12 protein-coding genes and 1 tRNA gene are annotated in these 16,742 nt (G+C 39.6%); 4 read left to right on the forward strand and 9 right to left on the reverse strand.

The annotated features are described in order from the left end of the window. Positions 1–12 precede the first annotated feature (12 nt). From AC570I_RS11310 to AC570I_RS11320, 3 genes are all read right to left on the reverse strand, one after another. A complete protein-coding gene (locus tag AC570I_RS11310) occupies positions 13–2,463 on the reverse strand; it encodes a TonB-dependent receptor domain-containing protein (RefSeq protein WP_497405510.1) in 2,451 nt (816 codons plus the stop codon). Positions 2,464–2,546: 83 nt separating this feature from the next. Next, positions 2,547–4,166: a PspC domain-containing protein gene (locus tag AC570I_RS11315; RefSeq protein ID WP_497405511.1), complete on the reverse strand. Its 1,620-nt coding sequence runs from the start codon at positions 4,164–4,166 to the stop codon at positions 2,547–2,549. Positions 4,167–4,178: 12 nt separating this feature from the next. Then, positions 4,179–4,514: a PadR family transcriptional regulator gene (locus AC570I_RS11320; RefSeq protein WP_047798814.1), complete on the reverse strand. Its 336-nt coding sequence runs from the start codon at positions 4,512–4,514 to the stop codon at positions 4,179–4,181. Positions 4,515–4,838: 324 nt separating this feature from the next. Here AC570I_RS11320 and AC570I_RS11325 point away from each other — a divergent pair, with 324 nt between their 5' ends. Next, positions 4,839–6,293, forward strand: a complete 1,455-nt coding sequence (locus AC570I_RS11325) for an amino acid permease (RefSeq protein ID WP_497405512.1) — start codon at positions 4,839–4,841, stop codon at positions 6,291–6,293. A 205-nt stretch (positions 6,294–6,498) separates the two neighbouring features. Further along, complete coding sequence (locus tag AC570I_RS11330; protein WP_156166703.1) at positions 6,499–6,666, forward strand: hypothetical protein; 168 nt, start codon at positions 6,499–6,501, stop codon at positions 6,664–6,666. 13 nt (positions 6,667–6,679) lie between these two features. On the opposite strand, the gene AC570I_RS11335 is transcribed toward AC570I_RS11330, so the two are convergent. From AC570I_RS11335 to recO, 5 genes are all read right to left on the reverse strand, one after another. Next, positions 6,680–7,576 carry an NAD(P)/FAD-dependent oxidoreductase gene (locus tag AC570I_RS11335; protein ID WP_497405513.1) on the reverse strand — a complete coding sequence of 299 codons (897 nt, stop codon included), beginning with the start codon at positions 7,574–7,576 and terminating at the stop codon, positions 6,680–6,682. Positions 7,577–7,644: 68 nt separating this feature from the next. Further along, positions 7,645–8,271: a class I SAM-dependent methyltransferase gene (locus AC570I_RS11340; RefSeq protein WP_497405514.1), complete on the reverse strand. Its 627-nt coding sequence runs from the start codon at positions 8,269–8,271 to the stop codon at positions 7,645–7,647. Positions 8,272–8,352: 81 nt separating this feature from the next. Continuing rightward, positions 8,353–9,264 (reverse strand): UbiA prenyltransferase family protein, encoded by a 912-nt coding sequence (locus tag AC570I_RS11345; RefSeq protein WP_497405515.1) that lies wholly within the window; start codon positions 9,262–9,264, stop codon positions 8,353–8,355. 103 nt (positions 9,265–9,367) lie between these two features. Beyond that, positions 9,368–9,442, reverse strand: a tRNA-Val gene (locus tag AC570I_RS11350). A gap of 63 nt (positions 9,443–9,505) precedes the next feature. Continuing rightward, positions 9,506–10,231 (reverse strand): DNA repair protein RecO, encoded by a 726-nt coding sequence (recO, locus tag AC570I_RS11355; RefSeq protein WP_497405516.1) that lies wholly within the window; start codon positions 10,229–10,231, stop codon positions 9,506–9,508. Positions 10,232–10,348: 117 nt separating this feature from the next. Between recO and AC570I_RS11360 the strand changes: the two genes are divergently transcribed. Beyond that, on the forward strand, positions 10,349–12,700 hold the full coding sequence (locus AC570I_RS11360; RefSeq protein ID WP_497405517.1) for an efflux RND transporter permease subunit: 2,352 nt from the start codon (positions 10,349–10,351) through the stop codon (positions 12,698–12,700). A gap of 84 nt (positions 12,701–12,784) precedes the next feature. Here the strand turns inward: AC570I_RS11360 and AC570I_RS11365 are convergent, their stop codons facing one another. After that, positions 12,785–13,051 (reverse strand): isoleucyl-tRNA synthetase, encoded by a 267-nt coding sequence (locus AC570I_RS11365; RefSeq protein WP_497405518.1) that lies wholly within the window; start codon positions 13,049–13,051, stop codon positions 12,785–12,787. A gap of 266 nt (positions 13,052–13,317) precedes the next feature. Between AC570I_RS11365 and ileS the strand changes: the two genes are divergently transcribed. Continuing rightward, the gene (gene ileS / locus AC570I_RS11370) at positions 13,318–16,719 is read left to right on the forward strand and encodes an isoleucine--tRNA ligase (RefSeq protein ID WP_497405519.1); all 3,402 of its coding nucleotides are present in this window, start codon (positions 13,318–13,320) and stop codon (positions 16,717–16,719) included. Positions 16,720–16,742: the final 23 nt, after the last annotated feature.

Below are 16,742 nucleotides of genomic sequence, written 5' to 3' on the forward strand. Positions count from 1 at the left end.
ATAACCATGATATCAATTCCCTCCTGCCCTGTTTTTGATATCATCGGTTGCGGTGCTTCTGGATCTTGCTGATTTCACATTTTGGTTTCCGAAATTGTAGCTAATGCTCAGGTTCGCTCGTCGGCTGGTATAATGGTTAACGACATTCATATTAACATTCTGGTACACCAGGCTTCCTGCCCAGTAATTGGTTAAGAAAATATCATCCATACTCAATCTCAGTTTAAGTTTTTTATCTAACATGGATTTCTGCATTCCGGCATTTAGCGCGTATTGTGTAATGGTTGTTCTTTCTACACCAGATATCCGCGGGCTATTCAACCAAAAATTTATTTCAAAAGAAAAATCCTTAGGCAAAGTAAAAGAACTTGAGCTATACACATTAAAAGCAACCTTGCCTGCACTGTAAGCTGCACCTTCGAGATTCGGATCGTTGAATTTACTGTAATAAACACTGAAATTATTTTGGAAATTCCACCATTTAGCAATTTTAACCGGCACACTGATTGCAGCGGAATAGTTTTGAAAACGACCAAGATTCTGGCGGATTACACTGATAACACGAGTGGCATCGTCCTGCTGACTAACCTGTGTGATCATGTCGCGCGTATCGGAATAATTGAGCGACAGTGAATTCTCTTTATAACTATAACTGATTTCGTAATTGTTGGTAAACTGCGGTTTAAGATAAGGATTACCCTGATCTACAGCCAGCGGATCCAAATAGAAAACAAAAGGGTTCAACTGCTGATAATTCGGACGATCTACTCTTCGGCTATACGAATAACGGATATTATGGTTTTCAGTGATTTTCTGGTTCACAAAAGCTGTTGGGAAAAGCGAGAGATAATTGCGGTCGACTTCCTTGTTTTCTGTAATCGAGTTGCCGTTCGAGTGAGTATGCTCTGCTCTTAAACCGAGTTGTACTTGCCAAACCTTCCATTCTTTACCAAAATTTACATAAGCAGCATTGATATTTTCTTTGTAAATAAATTTATTCGACTTGCCAATATCATTCTGCCAGGTGCCATTAATCAGTTGCTCCGAAAGAAAATCGTTATTCGTAACAACATAGCTGCTTTTCAACCCGGTTTCAACTTTAACTGTTTTTGATAAGGGCAATGTTAAATCTGTTTTAGCAGCGTAAACATTGATCTGTGCATCTGTATTATTCCTTAAATTAGTTTGATTGGTCAAAACCCGCCCACTGTTTAAATAACTGGCCAAAAAGTACTCATCTTTCTCGTTTCCGAAACCGGAATAATCCACGTCGAAGGTTAAACTTTTACCCTTTTTATCAAAATCATGCTTGATATTAAAGTTTGCGGTGATGCTACTTACCGGCGAAGTTGAATTGGCATCCTGAAGAATCGAACTCAGGTTAGCTATCCCGTTTTGAACGGCACTAATATTGGTATTACTGAAATTAGTAAGCTTTGTACTCACTGTATTGGCATCAACCATTACCCCAAATACCGTTTTTTCTGATGCGTAATAATCAGCGCCTAATTTGCCTTGAAAACCAGTTCCTTTATTTTTACGATCAAAATTCTGGGTAAGCAGACTGGCAACACCATTGGCCGATGTTGTCCGGTCCAGATAGGTGTTATTAAATGTTGATTTTGTAGCTATAGCACCATTTCCAAAAACATTCCATTTTCCCTCACGATGATTGAGGTTAACGTTAATTCCAACCCGGTATAAGTCTTTAGGTGAATCGGGCATGAAGGCTTGACCGGTATTAAGTGAAGCCGTGCCGTTAGTCCCATAGGCTTTATTCCTTTTAAGCTTAATATTAATGATTCCTGCGTTTCCTGCTGCATCATATTTTGAAGATGGATTGGTAATGAGTTCAATCGTAGAAATCTGTTCTGCACTCATGTTACTGAGCAGGGCAGTTACATCGGCGCCCGATAGGAAGTTTGTCTTACCATCAATCATGACTAATACCCCGGATTTGTTATTCAGCTTGATCTGGTCACTTTGACGGTCGATCTGCACGCCTGGAGCCTTTTCCAAAACCTCCAATGCCGTTCCCCCTGACGCGGTGATGCTGTTTTCGACATTTAAAACTGTTTTATCGATCTGGTGCTCGATAAATGGTTTCTTTCCGGAAACATTTACTTCATTTAACTGCTTCGTTAAGCTTTCGATCGCAATGGCGGGTAACTCTACATCTTCACCCAGCAAAAACGGATTGGTAGTTTTTCGTTTAAAGCCAACTATTGAAACTGAGATCATGTAATTACCCTCTTTTAACTGAGTAAATTCGAAACGACCATCGATGTTGGAAGATATGCGCTTCACCAGACTGGTATCAGCGATTTTATGCAGACTTACTACTGCAAATGGCACGCCGGCGGACTTTTCATCGATAATTTTCCCCGATAGGTGATGTAATTTTTGGGCAAAGGAAACCCCACATGCCATCAGGCATGCCATAAGCATTAGCAATTTTTTCATGGTCTGGTAGGTGTGGTTTAAACTAATGGGTGGCAATCGTCCCGGTTCGATAATCTGCGAATCGGGACGATATTTAAAACATGTTATTGGTTTTCTGTATTCTCTTCAGGGTGGTCTAAATCATACTTACATTTCAAACCTTCTTCGGTCATGATCCAGACGCTGTAGTTGTTGTGGTCATCTTCATGATCATTACAGCTCCATGCCCAATAGTTATTGATATACCTATAGGCATCTTCTTTTAAAATAAGCCTTGTGCCCACCGGAATTTCGAAGATTAAGGTTACTTCCTGATTTCTCCAGATGGTACCCTTTCTCAGTTCAAATCGTGGGTTGAATACAAAAAGCGAATCTTTTAAATCATAGGTATAGTTTATGTTTTGTGCGTTCTGAAGTGCTGTTGGAAAGTTTTTCCCCTGCGATTCGTATTTTTTAATTAATCGCGCTGTACCCGTTTCGCTTTTTTCAATGTTAATTCTGATGTTGTTAGGCGATACAAAAGGGCCGTTTTCAAAATCATCAGTTACGATTTGGTTGCGGTTACCATTGGTAATGTGGTAGGAAACACTATCTTCATGACTGAAATACTTACTTTTATCGATATCAATTACGTAAGTAGGCGTAATTTCCAGATCAACAGTTTCGGTTAATTCTGCATGTTGCTTAAACTCAGAAGAAATTCTAGCTGCATGATAACAAGCGGTGGCTACTCCGGCCAGCCACACAATCAGTAATGCAAAAGAAAGTGTTTTGTTAATGGCCTGTTTATTAAAAGCAACCCTGATTGAAAAGAGAACAAGAGCCAGTATCGGGATAAACATTACGATGAATGCCGAAAACAGAATTACACCTCTATTGCTCTCATCGATGATGGAGAAAGGAAAATATTCGTAAATGCTGGCATCGAGGAAACCTTGAAAAGCAGCGACACCAATAATTAAACCAAGCAAAAAAAGTATCCCGAAGAGGATGATGAATCCTGCAATTACCTTGAAAATTACCTTTCCGGTTCCGGATATGAACCGACCCAGCCATTCAAAAAATTCCCCTATAAAAATTCCTATTCTGGCAAAGATAGAACCGGTGTGGTTTCCTGCATAAGACATCCCGCGTTTAATCGCTTCCAATTCTTCATCCAGGTTTCGTTGAAACCCTTCGAGGTTAGCCGTCTCTCCTTTCATCTCCATTCTCTCAACCCGCGACTTTGCCTTAGGCATAATGATCCACAATAATACATAAAGTAATATCCCGGTTCCGCCCAGAAAAGTAAGCAACAGCATGGCCAGTCTGATCCATCGTGCTTCAGTATTGATATAATGTGCAATGCCTGAACTAACACCTGCCACTACACGATCATCCATGTCACGGTACAATTTCTTTTCGGTGTACTGATGCTGGTAATTGCTTTCCTGAACAGGCTCTTCCTCAGCATCTTCGGTAGCATCAAAATCTCTGACTTTTCCCATTTGAGCAATAACAGCATTCACATCTGCGGAGTCAACTACCTGTTTCTTCTGGGCTTCCAGTTGTTCTGTTAGTAATTCGGCAATTCTGTTCTCAATGTCGGTTACGATTTCGAGATCGTCGGCATGATTGGCAAAATATTGCTTTACCTCATTTAAGTAGGCTTTTAAGAGTTCGTAGGCACTTTCCTCAATATGAATGATGGTGTTTCCTATATTTATGATGATGGTCTTTTCCATTTCGTTTACTTATTATGAGCTGGCTCCGGTTTGAGATACACCCACAGCATAAGCCAGTTCCTGCCAGGTTTGATCTAATTTTGATAATATTTCTCTGCCTTCTTCTGTCAAGACATAATATTTGCGTGGTGGGCCTGAGGTAGATTCTACCCAGTTATAGCTTAATAAACCATTGTTCTTAAGCCTGGTTAATAATGGATATAGTGTACCCTCAACGATTAATAATTTTGCCGCACGTAATTCGGCAATAATATCTGAGGCATAAATTTCTCCTCTCGAAATGATTGATAAAACACAGTATTCCAGAATTCCCTTCCGCATTTGCGTTTGCGTATTTTCTGCTATCATAATACAAAGATATATGTTTTATAATGTACTATGCAATACATAGTACTGTATCAAATGAATAATAATGAATAACTAACTATTATACAGGCAATTAATTTTATATATAAAATTTAGATGGTCTTTAATAGCCTTAAAAAAAGCCAGGAATTGATGAATTTACCTGACTTGGCCTTTGGCATCACACTATACAATCAGGGTGTAAATGCTTTGATGACGACCGCCTTCGGGATCAGGATTATTTGTTAGACCACCACACAACCCCACCATATAAATACGATAGATTTAATATATTTTGATAATTTTGCATCGTCATAACTTATTTTCATGAAAAAATCTATAGTTAGCATTGTTGCAGAGGCAAATCAAAGTGGCGAAGGGACACTTAAAAGAACACTAGGTCCGGTAAACCTCATTTTAATAGGGGTTGGTTTAACGCTTGGTGCAGGGCTGTTCTCCATTACTGGTTTAGCGGCAGCAAACCATTCTGGCCCGGCGGTAACGCTTTCATTTGTAATTGCTGCCCTCGGTTGTGGTTTTGCAGCATTATGTTATGCAGAATTTGCATCCATGATCCCGGTTGCAGGAAGTGCCTATACCTATTCTTACGCCACAATGGGTGAGCTATTTGCCTGGATCATCGGATGGGATTTAGTTTTGGAATATTCAGTTGGCTGCGCAACGGTAGCCATTAGCTGGTCGCAATATTTAACAAAATTTCTGGGAAGCCTCGGAATTTACCTACCTCCACAACTTACTTTATCTCCTTTTGAAACAGGGAAACTTGCTGATGGATCAGTTGTTCACGGTATGATTAACATTCCCGCGGCTTTAGTTGTGGTATTAATGACAGCAATATTGATTCGCGGAACCAAAGGATCGGCCATTGTAAATGGCATCATTGTTTTCCTAAAGGTTGGCGTAGTACTGGTATTTATCGCGTTAGGCTGGAAATACATTAACCCTGCAAATTACCATCCTTATATCCCTGAAAATACTGGTACGTTCGGTCAGTTCGGCTGGAGTGGTGTTTTACGTGGTGCCGGACTGGTATTTTTCGTGTTTATAGGTTTTGATGCGGTAGCCGCTTCAGCTCAGGAGACAAAAAACCCAGCCCGGGATTTACCCATCGGCATTATTGGATCCCTTTTAGTTTGCACAGTTTTATTTGGGTTGTTTGGCCATGTGATGACGGGTTTAGCAAACTATAAAGAATTTGCAAACAGTGGCGCGCCTGTTGCGATTGCAATAGAGAAAACGCCCTACGGCTGGCTGAGCCAGGCAATCATCCTCGCTATTCTCATCGGCTACACTTCGGTTATTCTGATTGACTTGATGGCGCAGTCAAGAATGTTTTACTCCATTAGTAAGGATGGGTTACTGCCAAAAATGTTTTCCGATGTGCACAGCAAGTTTAAAACACCATGGAAATCAAACATAATCCTTTGCATTTTCATAGGCCTATTTGCAGCATTTGTTCCGATGAATGTTGTAGGAGAAATGACGAGCATCGGTACACTACTTGCCTTTTTGATGGTTTGTGCCGGAATTTTAATTCTGAGAAAAACCAATCCGGAAGCAGAACGGCCGTTTAAAGTTCCCTTTGTACCACTGATACCTATTCTTGGTATTTTAACATGTATTGCCATGATGGTTTTTCTACCCTGGGAAACCTGGTTAAGGTTAGCAGTATGGCTGATTATTGGTTTAGCCATTTATTTTGGATACGGCAGGAAAAACAGTAAATTAAACCGTGTTGCACAAGAGGAAACGCCGGGCTAATGTACTCATAAATAAAACGATAGGACAGCAGATTGTTCGAATAAACATACAGCTTTAAAACTTGTTACGATTAAGCGATGTGGTTTATAACCGTATAAATATCAAATAATTAACAAAAAAATACAAGTTATCAACATTTGAACAAATCCTAAGTGCTTTGGCTTAGGATTTGTTTTGTGAAAAGTAACCTATAAAAACTTTTCATATGATTATTAAATTGGATATATCTGCAATCAGACTGGTAAGACCGAAGGCGGAAACAACGACAAAGAAAACAGTAACTCCTTTAACCAAAGAGCAGTGGATAACGGCCGATAGAATAGTAATGGCAACGATGTTTATCGCAACAATTGCAGCAGCAATAGTATTCTAATTGCTGTGATCGATCAAAAATCTTCTCCAGTCAATTCCTTATTGATCATGACTCCGGCAAGCGTACCTGATGCTGCCGCTACAGACAGCGTTCTCATGAGCGTGGTGCAATCTCCTGCCGCATAAATACCGTCAACATTAGTCCTTTGTTGCTCATCTACCTTAATTGTATTCAAGTTTGTTATCGACAGTCCTAATTGGGTTTCGAAATCAAGATGCTGCATAATTTCCCCTCTGGCGTAAACCGCCTTTAAGGGCAATCTCTTATTACCCCTGAAGACTACACTTTTCAACATACCGTTTTCATGCTCAAAAGCTACAATCTCGTCTTCAATTATAGGGATTGACCTGGACTTTAATCTTTCTGTCTGCTCAACCGTTAACTGAGATATTCCATTGGTGAGCAGTTTAAGGTCTTTATTCCAGTTCCATAGTGTACGTGCCATTTCAAAAGCATGGTCCCCATTCATGAACAGTCCAATTTTCTCATCTTTAAATTCATATCCATGGCAATATGGACAATGGATAACAGATATGGCCCAGCAATCTGCAAAACCTTCAATATCGGGTAGAACATCCTTTAAACCTGTAGCAATAAGCAGTTTGCGCGCCTGGAAACTCCTCCCACTTTCCAATTGAACGGAAAAATGATTCTGCTCTTTCTTAGTTGAGCTGACCATTCCTTCAAGAAATCTAATCGTTGGATATTTTAAAACGTCGGCTTTAGCTTTCGCTGATATGTTTGCTGGCGACTCCCCATCGTGTGTTAAAAAATTATGAGCGTGTGGCGTTTGTCTGTTACAGGGTTTTCCGGCATCAATCACGAGCACATTCCTTCTTGCCCGTCCAAGCGCTAGCGCAGCTGATAAACCAGTATAACTTCCACCGATTATTATTACATCAAAATCCATATCATTTTTTTTGATGTAAAATTCATAAACTAATTGAACAAATGCAATATAGTTGCATTATATAATTGTCATTTTTGATAAATGGTGGCCCTGATAAACTTTCCATAATAAAATTGATCTTCAACAGTAGTGTAATTGGCTCTTAGAAAATAACCCGACATATCAATCAGCCTTTTAGCCTCAACATGACTAATGATGTTAAAAAAAGTATACATCAGCTTAAGGAAAATTTTCTTCCACCAGATACCTTGCTTTTGTTGCAGACTGAAATCGACCATAAACCAGAAACCACCATTTATTAGTTGCTGATGTAGTTTATTAAAAACAATCTCCGCTCGTTGCAAAGAAAAGTTATCAAATAGAAACGGGGTAATAATCACATCGAAAACATGATCTGCAATGTATACTTCTATTGCCGAGTGGATAAAATCGACGTTATTTACGCCACAATTTCTTTTTTTAGAAAGTACAAGCATTGTTGATGAGATCTCAACATAGGTGATGTGCAGTCCCGAAGGGTGTATCTTAGCTATTTCCTCCAGGATCCAGCCAGTCCCTCCCCCGGCAATAAGCACTGTTGAATTGTCCGGAATTTGTTTTAACTGATTGATCTGTGCATTGACTTGTGACCGGGAAAATACCAAACGACTCAAAAAATCGTATCGGGAAGCTATCTTACTATAATCATTTAACAAAACTTGTAGTTTTAATGGTCAGGAATATGATGTTCTATCTAAGTTAATGAATATCATGTGTTGTTGCAGGTTGAAAACAAATCATTGAACAAACTGCATTCCAATGATACCACAGACTGCCTTAAATAATATTAAGCCATCAATAACCATCAGATAGTAAAGGATATTCTGGCGTTTGTGCATGGAGTACGCGATATAAATGGTTGCTACAAATGGTAGTACGTTACACAATACCTGCGGAATTCCAAAACCTTTATAACTGGCAAAAATCCCCAGAGAAACCAGGCCAATAATGAGTAAAGGAATTAATATATTAAATATGGTTTTACGTAATCCATAACGCACAACAAAAGTCCGCAGGTGCTTATTGGCATCGGTTGGATAATCTTTGATGTCAAAAATAATTGCGTTAACAGTACAGAACATCCAATTTTTAATAAACAACCATGTCCACAAAACCGAGTCGTGATAATTAATACCCGTCTCGATTTTCAGCATAATGAGGGGCAATACATTGGCGCAACAAGCCCACACAAAGCCGATTACGAATGCCTTAAACCAGCCGGTATTCCGAAGGTTAATATTCAGAAAAGAGCGTGGCAGTAAACCATAGTAAAGTATAGCTGCAATCAGTATAACTCCAATGGCTACCCAATAAAGCAGTGGCAAATTTAAGATGTGGTAAAAATTAGCATACAATAGGCTTACCGCCAGTATTGCACACAATACAGATAAAATGAGCTGACTAAAACCGATCAGTTTCTGATGTTCAAAATACCACTGTGTTCTTGGGTTTGTTGCAGACGGTTGGGTAGAAACCTTACTGTAAGCATAGGTATAGTAAATGGTCGGCGCCAGGAACAATAACAGAAAATAGTTGACTGAATTGAACGGCAGACGCAACTGGATTGTAGCTTCTAAAGTTAGTGCAACCGCCAGTATACCCACGAAGTAGTTCCCAAAGAAGATGAAGCGAATAATCTTACTGACCATTTTAACTCAAATAATACCGGGACAATTTCGCGTTTAAAATTTAGATATAGGTGTAAAATATTTTTTAACAAAAAAGCCTCTCAGTTTCCTGAAAGGCTTAGTGTGGGAAATGAGGGGTTCGAACCCCCGACCCCCTCGGTGTAAACGAGGTGCTCTGAACCAGCTGAGCTAATTTCCCTTTCCGTTTGGGAATGCAAATATAGCGCTATAATCTTGTTTCGCAAATATTTTTTATTTTTTTTCAGCTCAGGAGCACTTCCAGTATTTTATGAGATTGAACCTCACCAAAGGACGCCGTATGTAAGGTATAGAAAACCAATATTTTATCCAGCAAAAATCTCCGTTGCACATTACTCATTTTTATTTCAGAAATTTTTTCCAAAGAGGTTTCAAAAAGGGAAATAAAGCATAAAGCATCATCCAGCTGGAGATAATTTGAATGGATGGGTACCCTTGAAACAAATCCTCCTTCCTGTAGATCAAAATAAACCTGATCTCCTCTCCTTTTTTCATTAGGGGCAAAACCTAAAAAACGGGTAAGCTTCAGCAAGAAAGACAAATGGAAGTTCGGATTCAATTCATCGTTCTCATCAAACCAGGCTACCGAGTTGTATATATAATCAAATAAGCTTTCATCTGAAGACTGCTGCCGGATACTTTTGTAGAGTACTTCGTTTAAAAAAATAATGATGCTCGACTTTACAATATCATAAGGAATCGTTTTGAACACCGGTGTTTGCCTGACTTCTGAAATGCGCTGAATATTCGTATTTGCCTTATGGTAAACAATCATATCCAAAAGATGCAACGACTGCAACATGTTCATCTTAACCTTTGCCCGTGGCTTTTTCACACCGTTAATCAGATACGATTGCATCCCAAATTTATCTGTCAAAACCTGTACCACCACACTGCTCTCGCTGTAACTGGTTGTTTTTAAAACAATTCCCCTGACCTTGTGCAACATATCGCTAAAACAATTTTTTCAAAAGTAGGTTAATTGTGCAAATTTATTTGAGCAAAAAGACATTCTCATTTATAAATAAGTTTAGTTTTGCCATTATCATTTAAAACTAGATTACACATGTGGGTAAAGCTATCAAGGTTTATTCTTCAGAACCGTATTGCCATTATCGTTTTCTTCGTACTCGGCACCATTTTCATGGCCTATCAGGCTAAAAACGTAAAACTCTCTTACACAGGAAGCAAAATTCTTCCGGTTACGGACAGCGCCTTCGTAAAATACAACAATTTTAAGAAAACATTTGGCGAGGATGGAAGCGTAATGGTCATTGGAATCCAATCGCCTGACATTTTTAAGAAAGAAGTTTACAATGAATGGGTGAAACTGTCAAACGACATCCAACAACTCAAAGGTATAAAACAAGTACTTTCAACCGGCAGAATTTTTCAGCTGGAAAAAGATACAGTTGAGCAAAAGTTTATTTTAAAGCCCATTCCAAATGGCGTAGTGCAAACGAATGCAGCCATGGATTCAATTAAGAATGCTTTATACAATACCCCATTTTTCGAGGGATTGGTTTTCAACAGAAAAAATGCAACGTTAATGGCCATCACTTTTGATACGAAGATCCTGAATTCAGCTGCCAGAAACCCGATACTAAAACAAATCGAAGAGAAGGCAAGAGCGTTTCAGAAAAAATCCAAAATTCAGGTCCATATTTCGGGACTGCCTTATATACGCACGGCTGTGAGCAAGCTGGTTAGTAATGAGTTTGTGCTGTTCCTTGGCTTATCGATATTAGTTTCAGCATTTATTCTTCTAATCTTCTTCAGAAAGTTTTATGCCGTTTTCTTCCCTATTCTGGTGGTGATTATGGGGGTAATCTGGAGCATCGGAATCCTGGTGCTATTTGGTTTTGAACTTACTATTTTAACGGGGTTAATCCCTCCACTCATCGTTATCATTGGTATCCCTAACAGCATTCTCTTACTCAACAAATACCAGAATGAACTCAGGAAAGACGGTGATAAGCAAAGGGCCTTAAGCGTAACAATAGAACGCATTGCGGTAACCACATTAATCGCTAATATTACAGCTGCAATAGGATTTGGTGTGCTTTATTTTACTGGCAGTGAGCTTTTGATGCAGTTTGGAAGCGTGGCGTCAATCAATGTAATGATTACCTGGCTTATGTGTTTGTGCCTGATCCCCATCATTTTCAGCTATTTGCCAGCTCCGAAACTAAAAGCACAAACCCACGTTGAAGAAGGATTTCTACACAAACTACTGGTTAAAACAGATAAGCTGGTTCAGCAAAAAAGCGGTTTGATTTATGTTGGTACGCTGATCATTTCAATTATCGCTTTTATTGGGGTAATGAAGATTAATGTAAACGGCTATGTTGTAGACGACTTACCCAAAAACTCCGAAATCCTGACTGACCTCAAATTCTTCGAGAAAAATTTCGAGGGAATACTGCCGCTCGAAGTAAGTGTTGACACCAAGAAAAAGAATGGCGTTTTTAACTTAACTAACCTGAAGCGGATGGAGAAAATGGAGAAAATGATTGCTGCATACCCGGAATTTTCGCGTTCTATTTCCGTTAATATGGGATTAAAATATGCAACTCAGGCTTTCTACAACAACGATACGAGCTTTTTCCGCTTACCTGATAATATGGAGAAAAACTTTATTCTGGCCTATATTGCAAATGGAGGAAAAGGAAATTCCAGTCTGCTAACTAATTTCATCAGCAAAGGCAATCAAAGCACCAGAATGAGCTTTCAAATGGCAGATGTAGGTTCAAAACGCCTGGATGCAATCATGGCAGAATTAAAACCCCGCATCGATAGTATACTGCCTCCAGACAAATTTAACGTGGAACTGACCGGATCGAGCGTTATCTTCTCAAAAGGTACCGATTATATGCTCGAACACCTGTTTGAAAGCATCGGACTGGCCATTGTGCTGATCTCCCTTTTGAGACTCGCACAATTTAAAAGTCTGGGCATTATGTTCATCTCATTATTGCCGAACATCGTGCCTCTTATAATCACAGCAGGAATTATGGGTTATTTCGGGATTTCATTAAAACCGTCAACCATTTTGATTTTCACAATAGCATTTGGTTTGGCCTCAGACCAGACCATATATTTCCTCACCCGATATCAACAAGAACTCACGCTAACGAATTTCAGTATCCCGAAGGTGATTACCGACACCATCACCGAAACGGGTGTAAGCATGACGCACATTGCCTTAATCCTGTTCTTTGGCTTTGGCATATTCACAGCGTCAACATTTGGAGGAACAGTAGTGTTAGGCTTACTCCTTTCAATTACATTATTTGTCGCGCTGATTTTCAACCTTACATTGTTGCCTGCACTGGTTTTGTGGCTGGATAAAAAGAAGGTGAGAACCATTATTTCAGATGAAGAGTCGGCAAGAAATGCCAATGAATTTGACCATTAAAAAATATAAAATACTGATACCATATAAGGCATTTAAGAAAGATATTCCCTAATAACTTAATGCTTAATTTCCTTATATGGGTATCTATTGCACAACCGGTTTTTCATCATCCTCAGGCAGTTCCACAGTCGGATCAGTAATAATCTCGGCTTTTCCCTCACCATCAACCTTGGCAAAAAGAATAGGATACAGAAACCATAACGCACCCACCATCACCAGCACCCCGGCAAGCATTTGAAGATAGCGCGCACCATCAACATGATTAGCATCTAATATCAGATATAAAACGTAAGAGAGCACTCCAGCAACAAGTACCAGCACTGCTTTTTGCAACTTTAGTAACTTAATCATGGGCCTTATTTTTTAGTTTGACAATATGTACTAAAACAAAGACGAGTCCAATTAGTTCGAGCAGGCCGCAGAAATAAAATGAATACAACACAAAATGCTCGTTAGCAGGTTTTAGCAACGCAACAACGGGCAATACAACCACTGCCATCACCATGAGCAAAAGCCCTATATTAAATAATTTCACCTCAAAGTATTTACATCAAAACTACCAATATTGAGCGAAATACTTTAACTTTGCAACCTTAATTTTTTGAGGTACTGAATTGATGTATAGCGAATTTAAACAATTAGACCTTGCCAAAATAGGGCAAGAAATACTCGATTTTTGGAAAGAAGAAGACATCTTTGAGAAAAGCATTTCATCCCGTCCGAAATCTAACCCGTTTACTTTTTACGAGGGCCCGCCATCCGCAAATGGGATGCCAGGTATTCACCACGTAATGGCGCGTGCTATTAAAGATATTTTTTGCCGCTACAAAACAATTAAAGGCTACCAGGTAAAGAGAAAAGCGGGTTGGGATACGCATGGCCTTCCTGTTGAATTGGGTACGGAAAAAGAATTAGGCATTACCAAAGAAGATATCGGTAGAACAATTTCTATTGAAGACTATAACGAAGCCTGCAAAAAAACAGTTATGCGGTACACCGATGTGTGGAACGACCTGACTGAAAAGATGGGCTATTGGGTAGATATGGATGATCCGTATATTACCTACAAACCAAAATACATGGAGTCGGTTTGGTGGCTTTTGAAGCAGATTTACGATAAAGGGTTAATCTATAAAGGCTATACCATCCAGCCCTATTCACCAAAAGCAGGAACTGGTTTAAGCTCACACGAAGTAAACCAGCCTGGTGCTTATCGCGATGTTACCGATACCACAATCGTTGCACAGTTTAAGGCGCTTGCAGATACACTCCCATCCTTCCTAGAGGGGTTTGGTGAGCTGTATTTATTGGCATGGACTACCACACCGTGGACTTTACCCTCAAACACGGCTTTGACTGTCGGACCTAAAATCGACTATGTCTTAGTAAGAACTTTTAATCAGTATACATTTCTTCCAACAAACGTCATCCTGGCAAAAAACCTGGTTGGTAAACAATTCAGCAAAGTTTTCTTTGAGAGTAATGAAGCTGAAGATTTTACAAATTTTAAAGCTGGAGATAAAAAAATACCTTATCAAATCCTTGCCGAATGCAAAGGAACGGAATTGGTTGGAATCAGATATGAGCAACTTTTAACCTACGCTTTACCTTTCAACAACCCTGAGAACGCCTTCAGAGTGATCTCAGGAGATTTCGTGACTACAGAAGATGGTACCGGAATTGTGCATACTGCGCCAACCTTTGGGGCAGATGATGCGAAGGTATCCAAAGAGGCTGTTCCAGAGATCCCGCCTATGCTGGTACTGGATGACAACGACATCCTGGTTCCTCTGGTCGATTTACAAGGTAAATTCACAAAACATGTTGGCCCGTTTGCAGGCAAGTATGTAAAAAATGAATACTACACTGCTGGTGAAGCACCTGAAAAATCGGTTGATGTAGAAATTGCAATTTTACTAAAAGAAGAGAACAAAGCTTTCAAAGTAGAAAAATACGTTCACAGTTATCCGCACAGCTGGAGAACTGATGAGCCACTATTATATTACCCGCTAGATTCCTGGTTCATTAAAGTAACAGATGTTAAAGACAGAATGTTCGACCTTAATGAAACCATCAACTGGAAACCCAAATCTACTGGAGAGGGTCGTTTTGGCAATTGGCTAAAGAATGCCAACGACTGGAATTTATCACGTTCAAGGTATTGGGGAATTCCACTACCAATCTGGAGAACGGAAGATAAAAAAGAAGAAGTTTTGATAGGTTCTGTCGAAGAACTATACAATGCCATTGAAGAATCTATAGCAGCAGGCTTCCAGAAGGAAAATCCGTTTAAAGGGTTTGAAATTGGAAACATGTCTGAAGAAAATTACGAGCTGATAGACCTGCATAAAAATGTTGTCGATCAGATCACTTTAGTATCTCCATCAGGCAAACCAATGAGCCGTGAAAGCGATTTAATTGATGTATGGTTTGATTCGGGTGCTATGCCATATGCACAATGGCACTACCCTTTTGAAAACAAGGAAACGATTGATGCAAATCAAGACTTCCCGGCAGATTTTATTGCTGAAGGTGTAGACCAGACCCGTGGTTGGTTTTATACTTTGCACGCCATCTCTACTCTTGTATTCGATAAAATAGCCTACAAAAACGTAGTGTCAAATGGATTGGTGCTGGACAAAAACGGACAGAAAATGTCCAAACGTCTGGGCAATGCTGCAGACCCGTTCCAAACCATTAACGAATATGGCGCCGACGCAACGCGTTGGTACATGATCTCTAATGCAAATCCATGGGATAACTTAAAATTCGACATTGAGGGTATTGCAGAAGTTCGCCGTAAATTTTTCGGAACACTTTACAACACTTATGCATTCTTCGCGCTATATGCCAACATTGATAAGTTTGAAATCGACAAAAATAACTTAAGCAAAGTTGAAGAAAGAACGGAGCTTGACCGCTGGATATTATCCTTACTGCAAACCTTAATTAACGAAGTGGACGAAAGCTACAACAGTTACGAGCCCACTAAAGCCACCCGTGCAATTCAGGCATTTGTTGATGAACACTTAAGTAACTGGTACATCAGGTTAAGCCGCCGCCGTTTCTGGAAAGGCGAAATGACTGCCGATAAACGTGCTGCTTACGAAACACTTTATACCTGTCTGGAAACCCTGGCACAGCTGATGAGTCCGGTAGCGCCATTCTTTGCCGATTGGTTATACAGAAACTTAAGCGTAAACGATAAAAATGCCGAGCAGTCTGTTCACCTTACCTTATGGACAGCAGCAGACCAAAGCTTAATCGACACTGACTTGAACGAACGCATGGTTTACGCACAGGATATCTCTTCAATGGTATTATCATTGCGTAAAAAATCAGGTATCAATGTCCGCCAGCCTTTAGAAAAAATCCTGATCCCTTCCCTGAATGGCGATTTCGAGCAAAAAATCTCGAAGGTTGCCGATTATATCCTTTCAGAAACAAATGTTAAACATATCGAGTTCATCACCGATACGCATGGCATCGTGAAGAAAAAGTTAAAACCAAACTTTAAATCGTTGGGTAAAAAAGTAGGTAAGGATATGAGCCTGATTAAAGAAGCTTTGGAAAACCTGAATCAGGATGATATCCAACGCCTCGAAAACGATGGTCATATTAACGTATCAGGCAACAACGATGCTCAATATGTAATAGACCTGGATGGAGATGTTGAAGTCTTTGCTGAAGATATTCCGGGATGGCAGGTAACAAATTTAGGTAGCTTAACCGTTGCACTGGATGTGACTATATCCGAAGGCCTGAAGCAGGAAGGTATCTCCCGTGAACTCGTTAACAGGATACAAAATCTCCGTAAGGAATTAAACTTTGAAGTAACGGATAGGATTAAGGTGGCTTTACAAAATGATAACTTTGTTGCTACTGCAGTTAACCATAACAAGGCCTACATTTGCGCAGAAATTTTAGCAGATGAACTAGAATTAAAAGATGCTGTAATAAATGCAAACAAAATCGTTATCGACGATGTTGAGTTAAGCATTTCAGTAACTAAAATATAAATCCATATATTAGAAAACTAAAT

Source organism: Pedobacter sp. A2324, assembly GCF_059693705.1.